The sequence below is a fragment of the Klebsiella sp. A52 genome (assembly GCF_018388785.1).
Taxonomy (GTDB): Bacteria; Pseudomonadota; Gammaproteobacteria; order Enterobacterales; family Enterobacteriaceae; genus Klebsiella; species Klebsiella aerogenes.
On record NZ_CP074437.1, the window covers coordinates 2,323,635 to 2,335,670 of the forward strand.

Consider the following 12,036-nt stretch of genomic DNA (forward strand, 5'->3'; position numbering starts at 1 on the left):
ATAAGGCGCCAGCCGCTATCCGGGGCTTTACTCCCTTACGGCGCCGGGTAGGTATACACCTTATGCGCCGCTTCAATCTCCGCTAACACCTCTTCGCTCAGCTCAAGATGCAAACTCTCGACGTTGGTCTTGAGCTGCTCCATGGTCGTGGCTCCGAGCAGAGTGCTGGCGACAAACGGCTGACGACGCACAAAGGCCAGCGCCATTTGCGCCGGATCGAGATTGTGGCGTTTGGCAATGTTCACATAAGCGGCCACCGCTTTCTGCGCCTGCTCGCCGCTGTAGCGGGTAAAGCGGCTGAATAGCGTATTGCGTGCGCCGGCCGGCTGCGCGCCGTTGAGGTACTTACCGGTGAGCGTACCGAACGCCAGGCATGAATACGCCAGCAGCTCAACGCCCTCATACTGGCTCACTTCCGCCAGCCCCACTTCGTAGCTGCGGTTAAGCAGGCTGTACGGGTTTTGAATCGTGACGATGCGCGGCAGGTCGTGCTTATCGGCCAGATGCAGATAGCGCATGACGCCAAAGGCGGTTTCGTTAGAGACGCCGATATAGCGAATTTTACCGGCGCGCTGGAATTCGGTGAGCGCTTCCAGCGTATCGAGCAGGGTGACCACCGGCGCGGAGTCGCTCCAGGTATAGCCCAGCTTGCCGAAACAGTTGGTCTGGCGCTGCGGCCAGTGGACCTGATAGAGGTCGAGATAATCGGTTTGCAGACGCTTCAGGCTGTCGTGCAGCGCGTCGCGAATATTTTTGCGATCCAGCGCGTGGTTCGGGCGAATGCTGCTGTCGTTATTGCGCGCCGGGCCGCTGACTTTAGAGGCGATAACCAGCTTTTCGCGGTTGCCGCGTTTCGCCAGCCAGTTGCCGACGTAGGTTTCGGTCAGCCCCTGGGTTTCCGGGCGCGGCGGGACAGGATACATTTCGGCGACATCAATCAGGTTGATTCCCTGACTTACGGCGTAGTCGAGCTGTTCATGAGCGTCGGCCTCGCTATTTTGCTCACCAAAGGTCATTGTGCCCAGCCCCAGCGTGCTGATTTCAAGAGAACTGTGTGGGATACGGTGATACTGCATAGCCGGCTTCCTTATTTTTATCAACAAGGTCAGGAGTTTCCCGACAAAACTATCTCCCCACAAACTTCAAAGCGCTTGCAGGCTGATGGGAATAACAACATGGCAGAGGGAGAGAAAAAGAGAAAGGGAAAATATCAAAAAAGCCGGGTCTGGAGATCCTGAAGGGGGCTGCCCTGGGGATATAGCAGGGGGATCCCGACTCTTTTCTGTAGCTGTGATTGTCGGTAATTATGCTGTTAACCGACGAAAAAGCTTAACGCTTAATAATTTGTGACACGTCGTCGCGGTTGATCTGCATTTTATTGCCTTGCTGATCTTCGTAGCTTATCAAACCGGTGTCATCGTCAACCGCCGGTTTACCGTCGGTAAGAATCATACGTCCGTCTTTTGTCGCCATGACATAATCGCTGCTGCAACCGGAAACCGAGAACGCCAGTCCTACGGCGGAAATCAATACTGCCCATTTTTTCATCGTCATTACCTCTCTTATGGCCGCACCTCGTACCAGTATATTAATAGCCTGATTTGTGAGACATAAAAAGCAGTAAAGTCTTAAAAAGGATTGCAGCCCGCTTCCGGACTGCAATTTTGTGGCTTACAGCGGGTTTTTCTTATTGCGCATCAGGTTGAGGGTTTCGACTGCAATAGAGAAGAACATCGCGAAGTAGATGTAGCCTTTCGGGACATGCACATCGAAGCTCTCCAGCATCAGCGTGAAGCCGACGAGGATCAGAAACGACAACGCCAACATTTTGACCGACGGATGACGGTCAACGAAGTCGCCGATCGGACGTGCGGCAAACATCATCACTCCAACCGCAATCACCACCGCGGCCATCATAATAAACAGATGATCGGAGAGGCCGACGGCGGTAATGACTGAATCAAGGCTGAAGATGATATCCAACAGCATGATCTGCACGATGGCGCCAAAGAAGGAGTGGACGTTGGTTTTAAGACCTTCTTCCTCGCCTTCAATCGATTCGTGGATCTCTTTACTCGCTTTCCAGATCAGGAACAGGCCGCCGAGTAACAGAATCAGGTCGCGAAACGAGATCTCCTGACCAAATACGGTGAAGAGCGGGTTGGTGAGCTTAACGACCCAGGCGATAGACGCCAGCAGGCCGAGACGCATCAGCATGGCTCCCATTAACCCGATGCGCCGCGCATGGGCGCGTTGGGCGGTGGGAAGCTTAGCAACAACCAGAGAGAGAAAAATAATATTATCGATCCCGAGAACGATCTCCAGCAGCGTCAGCGTGCCGAGCGCCAGCCAGGCGTTAGGATCGGTTATCCATGCAAATAACATTGTTCAAAGTCCTGCAAAAAATAAAGTGGTAATTATATGCAGGCGTTATGGCAGAACAAAAAATTATTCATGACCTAATAGAAAATGACGCGCCAGCAGCGCGGCGGTGAAGTTCTTTTTCAGATAAAAGCCGCGCGGCAGGGTGAGGATCGGCTCGCCGTGGGCGCCGATCGCTTCCGTTAGCGCCTTGCTGTTGGCCGCCTTTGGGCGTAGTTGCAGCACCTCGCCGTGGCGGGCGGTGATTCGTTCAACCTGGCCAAGCACGATAAGATCCATCAACTCTTCCCAATCCATGCGTAGCTGGCGATCTTCTTCCTCGTCTGGCGTCCACAATAGCGGCGCGCCGACGCGGCGTTCCGCGAGCGGGATCTCGCGTTCGCCTTCTACCGGGATCCACAGCACGCGCTGTAGCTTATGCCGCACGTGGCTGCTTTCCCAGGTCACGCCGCTATTGCCGGTTAGCGGCGCCACGCAAACAAACGTGGTCTCCAGCGGACGCCCCTGGCGGTCGATGGGGATAGTTTTCAGCTCCACGCCTAAGGCGGCGAAATCCTGCTCGGGTTTGCTTCCGGCGCTGGCGCCCAGCCAAATCTCCAGCAGGATGCCAATCCAGCCTTTGTCGCGTTTCAAATCGCGGGGAATGGGGATCCCCGCCAGCGCCGCCAGTTCACCCAGTGAATAACCCGCCAGCCGCTGGGCCTGAGCAAGAAGTTGCTCCTGACTTTGCGGCGGAGCGGTAAGCGGAGCGATGGCTGACATGATGGAAAACCTCTGGTTAAAAAGTGAGCGCTATTTTCGTGCGTTGTGGATAGAGTTTACCTTTTTATGGGTAACTATACCAATGTGATGATTTATATATGTTTTTTGTTCCGTTTTTCCGCTTGTGAAAACAGTGAAAACGGGTTTTCCAGAACTGGTCACTGACAATGAACAGGATCTTACACCATGTTATCCACAGAAAAATGGGATAACTGGGGAAAAGCCTCACTACTGGTTCGATTTACAGCCTTGACGTGCGACGAAAATCGAATTTTTAGACAAAATGTGCCCGACGAGTGTGCTTTATCTGTGGATAAAAGCGGCATTGTTCGATCTTTCATCAGTTACCGGATCGCATATGTGATGATCATCACGTTATGCTGTAATTTGTTGGCGTGAACTATGATAACTGAATGAATAATATGTCATTATTAAAAAGCCCTATCTCTACGTCGTTCGGACTACTCTGGGTTTTCCCTGGTTAATTCCGTACTTCTTCACAACTCTATCCACAGAAAAAGTGAATAAAATGGCCCGGGGATGGTGTTCACTGTTTATAACTCTGGTGATTACTGTGAGTTATTCAAATGTTATTCGTTATCACGCCACACAGAGAGTGGTTTACCGTTTCCAACGAGTGTGAAACAATCATTCACATTGAAGCTTATTTTGAGGTAGTCCGGTGATTGATGACGATGGCTACCGCCCAAATGTCGGCATTGTAATCTGTAACCGCCAGGGCCAGGTGATGTGGGCCCGGCGCTATGGTCAGCACTCGTGGCAGTTCCCGCAAGGGGGCATTAATCCAGGCGAGTCCGCCGAGCAGGCAATGTATCGGGAATTGTTCGAAGAGGTTGGGTTAAGCCGCAAAGATGTGCGGATCCTGGCCTCAACCCGTAACTGGCTGCGTTACAAGCTGCCTAAACGTTTGGTGCGTTGGGACACAAAGCCGGTTTGTATCGGTCAGAAGCAGAAGTGGTTTCTTCTACAACTGGTCGGCAGCGATACGGCTATTAATATGCAAACCAGCAGTACACCTGAGTTTGATGGCTGGCGATGGGTAAGTTACTGGTACCCGGTTCGTCAGGTGGTGTCGTTTAAGCGCGACGTTTACCGCCGGGTGATGAAAGAGTTCGCGGGCGTCACCATGTCGCTTGCTGAAACCACACCAAAGCCGCAAAGCGCGCCTGCTTATCGACGTAAAAGAGGTTAAGCCACGCACATTATGCTCACTCGGTTGCGAGAAATAGTCGAGAAGGTCGCCAGCGCGCCGCGTTTAAATGAGGCGCTGGATATCCTGGTGACGGATGTCTGTAAAGCGATGGAAACGGAAGTTTGTTCGGTTTATCTGGCTGACAACGATCGACGCTGCTATTACCTGATGGCCACGCGCGGGCTGAAAAAACCTCGCGGACGTACGGTCGCACTCGCATTTGATGAAGGTCTGGTGGGTCTGGTGGGGCGACTGGCCGAGCCGATCAACCTGGCCGATGCGCAAAAGCATCCCAGCTTTAAATACATCCCGGCGGTGAAGGAGGAGCGTTTCCGCGCCTTCCTTGGCGTGCCGATCATCCAGCGGCGTCAGCTGCTGGGTGTGCTGGTAGTCCAGCAGCGTGAGCTGCGCCAGTTCGATGAAAGCGAAGAGTCCTTCCTTGTCACCCTCGCCACCCAGATGGCGGCGATTCTCTCCCAATCGCAGCTGAATGCGCTGTTTGGGCAGTATCGACAGACCCGCATCCGCGCGCTGCCGGCATCATCCGGGGTAGCGATTGCCGAAGGCTGGATGGATGCCAGCCTGCCATTGATGGAGCAGGTCTACGAGGCCTCGACGCTGGATACCGCTTCCGAGCGCGAACGTCTCACCGGCGCGCTGGAAGAAGCGGCGAATGAGTTTCGTCGCTACAGCAAACGCTACGCCGCCGGGGCGCAAAAAGAGACGGCGGCTATTTTTGACCTCTATTCGCACCTGCTATCCGATGCGCGCCTGCGCCGTGAGCTATTCGATGAAGTCGACAAAGGCTCCGTCGCCGAATGGGCGGTGAAAAAGGTCATTGAAAAATTTGCCGAGCAGTTTGCCGCGCTCAGCGATGGCTATCTGAAAGAGCGGGCGGGGGATTTACGTACTCTCGGGCAGCGGCTGTTGTTCCATCTCGACGACACCACCCAGGGGCCGAATACCTGGCCTGAGCGCATTATCCTGGTGGCCGACGAACTGTCGGCTACCACGCTTGCGGAAGTGCCGCAGGACCGCTTAGTCGGGGTGGTGGTGCGCGACGGCGCGGCCAACTCCCACGCGGCGATCATGGTTCGCGCGCTGGGCATCCCGACGGTGATGGGCGCCGATATTCAGCCGTCGCTGCTGCATGGCCATATGCTGATCGTTGATGGTTACCGCGGCGATCTATTGGTCGATCCCGAACCGGTGCTGCTACAGGAGTATCAGCGGTTAATCAGCGAAGAGAACGAGCTGAGCCGGCTGGCGGAAGACGATCTCGAACGCGCTTCCGAGCTGAAAAGCGGCGAGCGGGTAAAAGTGATGCTCAACGCCGGTCTGAGCCCGGAGCATGAAGAGAAGCTCGGCAGCTTTATCGATGGTATCGGGCTTTACCGCACCGAAATTCCGTTTATGTTACAGAGCGGCTTCCCCTCCGAAGAGGAGCAGGTCGCCCAGTATCAGGGCATGCTGCAGATGTTTAACAGCAAGCCCGTGACCCTGCGTACGCTGGATATCGGCGCTGATAAGCAACTGCCGTATATGCCGATTAGCGAAGAGAACCCGTGCCTTGGCTGGCGCGGGATCCGTATTACGCTCGATCAGCCGGAGATCTTCTTGATCCAGGTGCGCGCCATGCTGCGCGCCAATGCCGCCACCGGCAACCTCAGCATACTGCTGCCGATGGTCACCAGCCTCGAAGAAGTTGATGAAGCCCGCCGCCTGATTGAGCGCGCCAGCCGTGAAGTCGAAGAGATGATTGGCTATGCGATTCCCCGCCCGCGCCTCGGGGTGATGCTGGAAGTGCCGTCAATGGTCTTTATGCTGCCGCAGTTGGCGAACCGCATCGACTTCATCTCGGTCGGCACTAACGACCTGACGCAATACATCCTCGCGGTCGACCGCAACAATACCCGCGTCGCCAATATGTACGACTGCCTGCATCCTGCTGTATTGCGGGCGCTGGCGATGATCGCCCATGATGCCGAGCGTTTTGGCATCGATCTGCGCCTGTGCGGTGAAATGGCCGGCGACCCGATGTGCGTCACCATCCTGGTGGGCCTCGGTTATCGCCATTTGTCGATGAACGGCCGTTCGGTCGCGCGCGTGAAATATCTGCTGCGCCGTATCGATATCGAAGAAGCGCAGGAGCTGTCACGGCGCAGTCTGGAAGCGCAGATGACCACCGAAGTGCGCCACCAGGTGGCGGCGTTTATGGAACGCCGCGGTCTCGGCGGCCTGATCCGCGGCGGACGGTAACGTAGATACTGTTATCGGTTTGCAACTTTTTAATGGTTTTTCCCGGACGCGGCGCGTTGCGCCTTCTCCGGGCTACCAAATCGCATCGTGCTGTAGCCCCGGTAAGCGGCAGCGCCACCGGGGGATTTTGAGGCCACCAACACCGGCAGTTTCAGTAGCCATGGGGACAAGGTAGAGATCTTAAGCTCGCAATGGCACGGACCGTAGGTCGGGTAAGGCGTAAGCCGCCACCCGACAAAAAACGGCACCGCGAGTAGTGAGCCCGGGAAAAACCGCACTCTGTTAGCATATATGGACGCTCCCGGAATGCAATGCTTTCTTCAGTTCAGTAATAAAACGGGTAGGTGCAGCCATATATCCGGTTTCTGATGGGATTTCTTTATCCCGAACCATGATGAAATCCGCCAGGCAGGTACCAATCATCCTGTGCGAGCTGACTTGCCCTTGCTACCTCTCGGTGTATCCTGCCTGCGGTCTTACCTGTTTTGCCATCTTCTGAAGTCACCTGCACCTACCAGGACGTTAACTCTTTTTCAGCACCTCGTCAGATTGACTGACCTTGTGTCAGGCGAGCTGGCGAGGCTGATATTCAGTATTGTGTGTCAACATTGACCACATGATCCTGGCTGTTTTTGCCGCCATGGCGACAACAGCTACATTGCAGTGCTTCCGCTCAAGTAGTCCCTGAAGCCAGGCATTCTTCTCAACCGCGCCGTTCCGGTTGACCCAGGCGGTAAGTGCGCGTGCGCCGTGAACCAGCAGGTATCGGAAATATCCATCTCCACGTTTGCTGATCCCTCCCAGTTGCTGTTTCCCGCCGCTGGAATGTTCCTTTGGTGTCAGCCCCAGCCATGAAGCGAACTGCTTTGCAGTACTGAATTGTCGGGCATTACCCACTGCCGCTATCACATAAGTGGCCGTTAACATACCAACCCCCGGGATTTTGGCCATTCTCTGGCAGGCTTCCTGCGTTCTGTACCAGGAGGCCAGAGCTTGTTCTACCTGTTTAACTTGCTCCTCAAGTTCCCGGATATGTTTAGACTGTCTGTAGATGCTGGTTCTGACGAAGGGAGATAAACCATTTTCGTCGTCCTCCAGAATGGCTGGCAGCTCATGGGTTAAATGGCTTTGTCCGGCCGCAATCGTAATACCAAACTCAGCAAGTGTGGCTCTTAAACTATTGGAACAGGCGATCCGCTCACGGATAAGTATTCCCCGTTCAGTGTGTAACGCTAAAACGGCCTGCTGCTCTTCGGTTTTTATCTGTACAAAACGCATATTCGGGCGGGTGACCGCTTCGCAGATAGCTTCAGCGTCTGCTGCATCCGTCTTGTTCGTTTTCACATAAGGCTTTACATACTGCGGAGGGATGAGTTTTACCTCATGACCATAGCGGGTGAATAGTCGCGCGAAATGATGACTGGATGAGCAGGCTTCCATGCCAATCAGACAAGGCTCCAGTTGAATAACAAATTGAACAAACTTAGCCCGGGTGAGCTTTTTACGCAAAATAGTATGACCTTCGTGATCGACGCCATGAAGCTGAAAAACGTTCTTTGCCAGGTCGATACCAAGAGTTGATACTTTCATGTGGACGCTCCTCATTTTTTAGGACGTATTGCAACGATCCAGTCTGGTACTTTGATACCGTAAAATCTGGAGCGTCCATCTCATTATCCGTATACATATCTTTTACACGTTCGGCGCGGATCGCACTACATGCTTATGCTATCATTCGCCTCCTTCGGAGTGCCCGTTTTATGCGGGCACGGATCATCACCGCTGTCCACTTTCGGCGGAATAACAAGTCTTTATGGTGACAGATGAATAGTGGCTACCTGCATTTTCCGGAGTTCGATCCGGTAATATTTTCCATTGGACCGGTCTCTCTCCACTGGTACGGCTTAATGTACCTGGTTGGTTTCGTCTTTGCGATGTGGCTGGCCACCCGTCGGGCTAATCGTCCGGGCAGCGGCTGGACGAAAAATGAAGTGGAAAACCTGCTCTACGCGGGCTTCCTCGGCGTATTCCTCGGCGGCCGTATCGGCTATGTGATGTTCTACAACCTGCCGGTCTTCCTTAGCGATCCGCTATATCTGTTCCGCGTCTGGGATGGCGGCATGTCGTTCCACGGCGGCCTGATCGGCGTGATTCTGGTGATGATTATCTTCGCCAAACGCACCAAGCGCACCTTCTTCCAGGTTTCCGACTTCATCGCGCCGCTGATCCCGTTTGGCCTCGGCGCCGGGCGTCTGGGCAACTTTATCAATGGCGAGCTGTGGGGCCGCGTTGACCCGAACTTCCACTACGCGATGATTTTCCCGGGCTCGCGCGCTGAGGACCTGGCGCTGCTGCCGTCGCATCCGGAATGGCAATCATTATTCGATACCTACGGCGCGCTGCCGCGTCATGCCTCGCAGCTTTATGAGCTGGCGCTGGAAGGCGTGGTGCTGTTCCTGATCCTGAATCTGTTTATCCGTAAACCGCGCCCGACCGGTTCCGTTTCCGGCCTGTTCCTGATTGGCTACGGCCTGTTCCGCATTATTGTGGAATTCTTCCGCCAGCCGGACGCGCAGTTTACCGGCGGCTGGGTGCAGTACATCAGCATGGGGCAGATTCTTTCGATCCCGATGGTGCTTGCGGGTATCATTATGATGGTTTGGGCTTATCGTCACCGTCCGCAGCAACAAAACTCTTGAGGAACCATGAAACAGTATCTTGATTTGATGCAGAAAGTGCTCGCCGAGGGCACGCCAAAAAATGACCGCACCGGCACTGGCACGATCTCTATCTTCGGCCATCAGATGCGTTTTAACCTGCAGGAAGGCTTCCCGCTGGTGACCACCAAGCGCTGTCATTTACGCTCCATCATCCATGAACTGCTGTGGTTCCTGCAGGGCGACACCAACATTGCCTATCTGCACGAAAATAACGTCACCATCTGGGACGAGTGGGCGGATGAGAATGGCGATCTGGGGCCGGTCTACGGCAAACAGTGGCGTTCCTGGCCTGCGCCGGACGGCCGCCATATCGACCAGATCGGCACGGTCATGGAACAGCTGAAAAATGACCCGGATTCCCGCCGCATCATCGTGTCGGCGTGGAACGTCGGCGAGCTGGATAAAATGGCGCTGGCGCCGTGCCACGCGTTCTTCCAGTTCTACGTCGCCGACGGCAAGCTCTCCTGCCAGTTGTATCAGCGCTCCTGCGACGTGTTCCTCGGCCTGCCGTTCAACATCGCCAGCTATGCGCTGCTGGTGCATATGGTGGCGCAGCAGTGCGATCTGCAAGTGGGCGACTTTGTCTGGACCGGCGGCGACACTCACCTGTACAGCAATCACCTGGAGCAGACTAACCTGCAGCTGAGCCGCGAACCGCGTCCGCTGCCGAAGCTGGTCATAAAACGCAAACCGGCGTCGATTTTCGACTACCGTTTTGAAGACTTCGAAATTGAAGGTTATGACCCGCATCCGGGAATTAAAGCGCCTGTGGCGATTTAATGTCTCTGTAGTGATGACAAACCGGCGCCACCAGCGCCGGTTTTTTTGCCCTCCGCAAAATTTTGCGAGCCGGATTCCTGCCGTCGTTCAACATCCTGCAACCGCCAAATATTTTCCCGAGCCGCGACGCGAACCGTAGATTTACCATTCGAATTGACACTCAGAGCAACGCATACTCGGCGCCATGAACAGACAGCATGGCTACACCCTAATTGAAATGCTGGTCACCATGATGCTGGTGGTCATCCTCAGCGCCAGCGGTATGTACGGCTGGCAGCGCTGGCAACAGCAACAGCGCCTGTGGCAGGTCGCCTGTCAGGTGCGCGATTATCTCGTGCTGCTGCGCGATGACGCTAACTGGCACAACCGCGATCGCATCATTAACGTCGGACATTCGCCCGCAGGCTGGTGTCTGGGCGTAAGCGGCGTGGAAGCGGACTGTCACGCGAAAACGCCTTTTACCCTGCAGCCGCTGTGGCCGGGGATTACGCTGCAACATTTGACGGCAGGCATCGGTTTTTACGGCCTGCGCAACAGCGCCTGGGCCGGGCATATCCTGCTGCAAAGCGAGGTCGGGTCGTGGCGGATCGTTGTCTCTAACTGGGGGCGCATACGCCTGTGCCGGGAAGGAGAGGAATTATGCCAGTAGCAGCGCGCGGCTTTTCGCTCATTGAAACGCTAATCGCTATGGCGATAGGCTCTGTGTTACTGCTGGGGGCCGCTCGTTTCCTTCCGGCGCTACAGCGCCAGATTCTTCGCCAAACGCAGCAGCAGGCGCTGGAAAACGAACTATGGCAGCGGGTCTATGCGTTAGCCAAACACCTGCAGCGAGCCGGATATTGCGCGGGTCACTGTAATGGTCAGGCGCTGGCGATAGCCGACGGCGGACAGTGCGTCATCGTTCGCTGGGATGGTAACAGTAACGGCACTTGGGATTTGGCGCCGGAGGCCGATGCCGATTCTACCGGTTTTCGCCTGCGCGACGGAGCGCTGGAAACGCGGCGCGGCGTTACTGACTGCGGCGGAAAAAATTGGGAGAAAATGACTAATCCCGCCGCTATCACGGTCACGCGCTTTCAGGTTGAGCGGCAGGCGGTAAGCGGGTTTTCTCCTGAACTTATCGTTACCCTGGGGGCGCAGGCGCAATCGGACTCGCGTATTTCCGCCGAGGCGCAATATCAGGTAACGGGGTTCAACCTGTGAAACGCCAGCGCGGAGTATCATCACTGCTGATGGTGCTGCTGCTACTGGCGCTGGGCAGCCTGTTATTGCAGGGGATGAATCAGCAGCAGCGATCGCTGCTGGCGCAGGTGAGCGCCGAAACCCAGGCAATTCGCGATACGGCCGCCGCGCAGTCGGCGCTGCAATGGGGCAAAGGGGTGAACTGGCCGCTGCAGAGCGCAGTTGCGTGTCAACAGGAAAACAGCCAACGCTGGCGCGTGTGCCTGCGGCTTTTTAATGATGGCCGCGCGCTGCTTATCGCCGGCAGCGGCACGATACAGCTGTGGCAGTCAGCGTCGATTGAACAGGGCAGGCTGCGGTATTTAGCGCATGGCTGGAGCGACTTTTGCCCGTTGAAGGAGAGTGCGTTATGCCTGATGCCGTAGCGCGTCAGCGCGGTTTTAGTCTGGCGGAGACATTATTAGCGATGGCGCTGTTAATCATGACCATCACGGCGCTTGGCGGCTATCATCGCGGGCTGGCCAGCGGCGCCGCTCAATTGAACGCCTATCGCCAGCAGTGGCGCGACGCGTGGCGCTTGAGCCTGCTTGTTCCTTCGGCGCAGCCCTATAAAGGACAAATAAGCCGCGTGCAGACATCGAGGCAAAGTTGTGTCAGCATCACGGTAACGATCACCATGCCCGCCGCTAAGCGGGTGCAGATGACCCGGCTACATTGCCCGGTAAATCAGTAGTCAGG

Annotated in this window: 14 protein-coding genes; 8 read left to right on the forward strand and 6 right to left on the reverse strand. The window is 55.5% G+C overall.

Features of this window, described 5'->3' with window-relative positions; translation table 11 throughout:
• Positions 1–35: 35 nt before the first annotated feature.
• The 5 genes from KGA69_RS10970 to KGA69_RS24115 form a co-directional block, all read right to left on the reverse strand.
• Positions 36–1,076, reverse strand: coding sequence for an NADP(H)-dependent aldo-keto reductase (locus KGA69_RS10970; protein ID WP_045396704.1), 1,041 nt, complete (start codon positions 1,074–1,076; stop codon positions 36–38).
• Positions 1,077–1,329: 253 nt separating this feature from the next.
• Positions 1,330–1,548: a YgdI/YgdR family lipoprotein gene (locus KGA69_RS10975; protein WP_004867116.1), complete on the reverse strand. Its 219-nt coding sequence runs from the start codon at positions 1,546–1,548 to the stop codon at positions 1,330–1,332.
• Positions 1,549–1,671: 123 nt separating this feature from the next.
• Entirely contained in the window at positions 1,672–2,385 is a 714-nt protein-coding gene (locus tag KGA69_RS10980; RefSeq protein ID WP_045396707.1) for a TerC family protein, read from the reverse strand.
• Positions 2,386–2,448: 63 nt separating this feature from the next.
• Positions 2,449–3,144, reverse strand: a complete 696-nt coding sequence (gene mutH / locus KGA69_RS10985) for a DNA mismatch repair endonuclease MutH (RefSeq protein WP_047044200.1) — start codon at positions 3,142–3,144, stop codon at positions 2,449–2,451.
• A gap of 64 nt (positions 3,145–3,208) precedes the next feature.
• Complete coding sequence (locus tag KGA69_RS24115; protein ID WP_223683768.1) at positions 3,209–3,373, reverse strand: hypothetical protein; 165 nt, start codon at positions 3,371–3,373, stop codon at positions 3,209–3,211.
• Positions 3,374–3,826: 453 nt separating this feature from the next.
• Between KGA69_RS24115 and rppH the strand changes: the two genes are divergently transcribed.
• On the forward strand, positions 3,827–4,357 hold the full coding sequence (gene rppH, locus KGA69_RS10990; protein WP_015703328.1) for an RNA pyrophosphohydrolase: 531 nt from the start codon (positions 3,827–3,829) through the stop codon (positions 4,355–4,357).
• Positions 4,358–4,369: 12 nt separating this feature from the next.
• The gene (ptsP, locus tag KGA69_RS10995; protein WP_015369927.1) at positions 4,370–6,616 is read left to right on the forward strand and encodes a phosphoenolpyruvate--protein phosphotransferase; all 2,247 of its coding nucleotides are present in this window, start codon (positions 4,370–4,372) and stop codon (positions 6,614–6,616) included.
• Between the two features lie 564 nt (positions 6,617–7,180).
• Here ptsP and KGA69_RS11000 read toward each other — a convergent pair.
• Positions 7,181–8,206 (reverse strand): IS110 family RNA-guided transposase, encoded by a 1,026-nt coding sequence (locus tag KGA69_RS11000; RefSeq protein ID WP_045398393.1) that lies wholly within the window; start codon positions 8,204–8,206, stop codon positions 7,181–7,183.
• Between the two features lie 233 nt (positions 8,207–8,439).
• Here KGA69_RS11000 and lgt point away from each other — a divergent pair, with 233 nt between their 5' ends.
• From lgt to KGA69_RS11030, 6 genes are all read left to right on the forward strand, one after another.
• Positions 8,440–9,315: a prolipoprotein diacylglyceryl transferase gene (gene lgt / locus KGA69_RS11005; RefSeq protein WP_015369928.1), complete on the forward strand. Its 876-nt coding sequence runs from the start codon at positions 8,440–8,442 to the stop codon at positions 9,313–9,315.
• Positions 9,316–9,321: 6 nt separating this feature from the next.
• Positions 9,322–10,116 carry a thymidylate synthase gene (gene thyA / locus KGA69_RS11010; RefSeq protein ID WP_045398131.1) on the forward strand — a complete coding sequence of 265 codons (795 nt, stop codon included), beginning with the start codon at positions 9,322–9,324 and terminating at the stop codon, positions 10,114–10,116.
• Between the two features lie 184 nt (positions 10,117–10,300).
• Complete coding sequence (locus tag KGA69_RS11015; RefSeq protein WP_063447528.1) at positions 10,301–10,765, forward strand: prepilin peptidase-dependent protein; 465 nt, start codon at positions 10,301–10,303, stop codon at positions 10,763–10,765.
• Positions 10,756–11,319, forward strand: coding sequence for a prepilin peptidase-dependent protein (locus KGA69_RS11020; protein ID WP_045398125.1), 564 nt, complete (start codon positions 10,756–10,758; stop codon positions 11,317–11,319). Before KGA69_RS11015 ends, KGA69_RS11020 begins: the two co-directional genes overlap by 10 nt.
• Positions 11,316–11,723: a DUF2509 family protein gene (locus tag KGA69_RS11025; RefSeq protein WP_045398121.1), complete on the forward strand. Its 408-nt coding sequence runs from the start codon at positions 11,316–11,318 to the stop codon at positions 11,721–11,723. The genes KGA69_RS11020 and KGA69_RS11025 overlap by 4 nt, the downstream gene beginning before the upstream one ends.
• Positions 11,708–12,031 carry a prepilin-type N-terminal cleavage/methylation domain-containing protein gene (locus KGA69_RS11030; RefSeq protein ID WP_045398118.1) on the forward strand — a complete coding sequence of 108 codons (324 nt, stop codon included), beginning with the start codon at positions 11,708–11,710 and terminating at the stop codon, positions 12,029–12,031. Before KGA69_RS11025 ends, KGA69_RS11030 begins: the two co-directional genes overlap by 16 nt.
• Positions 12,032–12,036 lie beyond the last annotated feature (5 nt).

Excerpts from the sequence above, each read along its gene's own strand:
- KGA69_RS10975 (WP_004867116.1), bottom strand. The coding sequence starts at position 1,548 with ATGAAAAAATGGGCAGTATTGATTTCCGCCGTAGGACTGGCGTTCTCG.
- mutH (WP_047044200.1), bottom strand. The coding sequence starts at position 3,144 with ATGTCAGCCATCGCTCCGCTTACCGCTCCGCCGCAAAGTCAGGAGCAA.
- lgt (WP_015369928.1), top strand. The coding sequence starts at position 8,440 with ATGAATAGTGGCTACCTGCATTTTCCGGAGTTCGATCCGGTAATATTT.
- ptsP (WP_015369927.1), top strand. The coding sequence starts at position 4,370 with ATGCTCACTCGGTTGCGAGAAATAGTCGAGAAGGTCGCCAGCGCGCCG.
- KGA69_RS11000 (WP_045398393.1), bottom strand. The coding sequence starts at position 8,206 with ATGAAAGTATCAACTCTTGGTATCGACCTGGCAAAGAACGTTTTTCAG.
- KGA69_RS11030 (WP_045398118.1), top strand. The coding sequence starts at position 11,708 with ATGCCTGATGCCGTAGCGCGTCAGCGCGGTTTTAGTCTGGCGGAGACA.
- KGA69_RS11020 (WP_045398125.1), top strand. The coding sequence starts at position 10,756 with ATGCCAGTAGCAGCGCGCGGCTTTTCGCTCATTGAAACGCTAATCGCT.
- KGA69_RS10970 (WP_045396704.1), bottom strand. The coding sequence starts at position 1,076 with ATGCAGTATCACCGTATCCCACACAGTTCTCTTGAAATCAGCACGCTG.
- KGA69_RS11015 (WP_063447528.1), top strand. The coding sequence starts at position 10,301 with ATGAACAGACAGCATGGCTACACCCTAATTGAAATGCTGGTCACCATG.
- thyA (WP_045398131.1), top strand. The coding sequence starts at position 9,322 with ATGAAACAGTATCTTGATTTGATGCAGAAAGTGCTCGCCGAGGGCACG.
- KGA69_RS10980 (WP_045396707.1), bottom strand. The coding sequence starts at position 2,385 with ATGTTATTTGCATGGATAACCGATCCTAACGCCTGGCTGGCGCTCGGC.